4 protein-coding genes are annotated in these 1,970 nt (G+C 33.2%); 2 read left to right on the top strand and 2 right to left on the bottom strand.

Annotated features, from left to right (window positions below; translation table 11 throughout):
* The coding region (locus GQ590_RS12985; protein WP_160422644.1) for an integrase core domain-containing protein at window positions 1-113 on the top strand (113 nt) is incomplete at its 5' end.
* Here GQ590_RS12985 and GQ590_RS11925 read toward each other — a convergent pair.
* Window positions 96-278: a hypothetical protein gene (locus GQ590_RS11925; protein WP_202112999.1), complete on the bottom strand. Its 183-nt coding sequence runs from the start codon at window positions 276-278 to the stop codon at window positions 96-98. The two genes, GQ590_RS12985 and GQ590_RS11925, sit on opposite strands and share 18 nt — an antisense overlap.
* A 12-nt stretch (window positions 279-290) precedes the next feature.
* Complete coding sequence (locus tag GQ590_RS11930; protein WP_160408415.1) at window positions 291-497, bottom strand: HTH domain-containing protein; 207 nt, start codon at window positions 495-497, stop codon at window positions 291-293.
* Window positions 498-633: 136 nt separating this feature from the next.
* On the opposite strand from GQ590_RS11930, the gene GQ590_RS11935 reads away from it, so the two are divergent.
* Window positions 634-1,821: a sugar transporter gene (locus GQ590_RS11935; RefSeq protein WP_160408418.1), complete on the top strand. Its 1,188-nt coding sequence runs from the start codon at window positions 634-636 to the stop codon at window positions 1,819-1,821.
* Window positions 1,822-1,970: the final 149 nt, after the last annotated feature.

Here is a 1,970-nt window from a genome sequence, read left to right on the forward strand (position 1 = left end):
AAACAAGGAGAATGACTGAAGAATGGCTAACCATTTATAATACAGAAAGACCGCATGAGGCACTAAATAATATGACGCCGATTGAGTATAAAACACTAAAACAAGCAGCGTAATTCTCTATGTGAGTTTTGTGATAAAAATGGGGTATTTACAGCTTGATTTTTAAGTAAAGATAAACCTTTGGTATCAACGTGTAGCATTTCACCAGGATAGGTTTTGTTATCGCGTTTAGCTTGCCGTCTTAATTTATTTTCAATGGTTTTTTCTATTTTAAACAAACGTTTAATATCCTAGCTGATGGTTTTATAACGTTCATTTTTACTGGATAAAGGCACAAACAGCTTCAATCGAGCTTTCTTTAGTACGTTATAAATGGTAGGACGACTGACCATAAAGCGTTTAGCCAAATCAGTGACCGTTATTTTTTCTTTATAATATAAGCGCCATATTTCTTGTCTGTGATAAGGCGTTAGTCTTGTTTTTTTATGTATATTCATTACAGTATTTTCTCATATTACTGTAAACAACGCGAGGGATTCTTATATTTAAGATTAATTTATAACAACTATTTAATAGACTAAAATATTCAGTTATAATCAAAGATAATTTAATTTTCCCGCCATAATCTTAATCATGAATAATAACATTACCCGATCTCATATTTGGTCATCTATTCTATGCCTTGCATTTGCTGCATTTATTTTTAACACAACAGAATTTATACCTGTTGGGTTACTTCCTGATATCGCAAAAAGTTTTTCGATGGATAATGCTCATGCCGGATTGTTACTGACAATTTATGCGTGGTCTGTTTCATTACTATCGTTGCCGTTGACAGTATTAACATCAAAAATGGAACGAAAAAAACTACTTATTTTATTATTTTGCCTATTTATTGGCAGTCACATATTAGCTGGAATTGCATGGAATTTTTATAGTTTAGTGATTGCTAGAATTGGTATTGCTTGTGCTCATGCTGTTTTTTGGGCTATCACAACCCCATTAGCAGTTCGATTAGCGCCAAATGGAAAAAAAGCAAAAGCTATGGGCTTTATTGTGATTGGTGTTTCTATGGCAACGATACTTGGCATCCCGATTGGCACTATGATAGGCCACCTAGTCGGCTGGCGAATGACTTTCTTATGTATTGGATTTTTCGCCTTTTGCATTATGATTTTTCTGATGAACTTATTACCTAAGTTATCAAGCACTAACACCATCTCAATGAAAAACATACCCCATGTATTAAAACGCCCTATACTACTAAACATCTATGGACTAACAGCAATTATCATTGCCGGGCATTTTACGGCTTATACCTACATCACCCCATTTATGACAAATATAGGCGGATTTGATCAACAAGTCGTTGTTGGTTTATTGCTTGTTGTAGGATTTTCGGGAATGATTGGTAGCGTTATATTTGCCAAATATGCTAACAAAAATCCAACAGCAATTCTATTTATTCCCGTATTAACATTAGCTATCAGCTTATTATCACTTTATATTAGCACATTTAGCCTTTATACCGCCATTATTCAATGCTTTATATGGGGTCTTTCTATTACTATTATCGGTATGGTCATGCAAAGTAAAGTCATTGATGTGGCACCCGATGCAACCGATATTGCCACTTCAGTTTATTCAGGTATTTATAATATCGGGATAGGAAGTGGAGCATTTATAGGCAGTAAAGTATTGATTCTACTTTCAACAGGCGATATTGGGTTTGTAGGTGCAATTTTTATCATTATTGCCTTATTATTATTTGCCTTTCATTCAAGTAAACTGTGGAACAATAAAACTGAAATATTAAAATAAAAAATAGAAATCTAATTCAACAGCACTATTTATTTCATAACTATCATAAAAACCGTATTAATTTAAACTTAATCTGACAGACACATATTACTCATCGGCTTTCATTTTAACAAAATGCGTGTCCGATGAGTAAAATAAATTCTCCAATT

Source organism: Gilliamella sp. Lep-s35 (assembly GCF_009795845.1).
Classification (GTDB): domain Bacteria; phylum Pseudomonadota; class Gammaproteobacteria; order Enterobacterales; family Orbaceae; genus Gilliamella.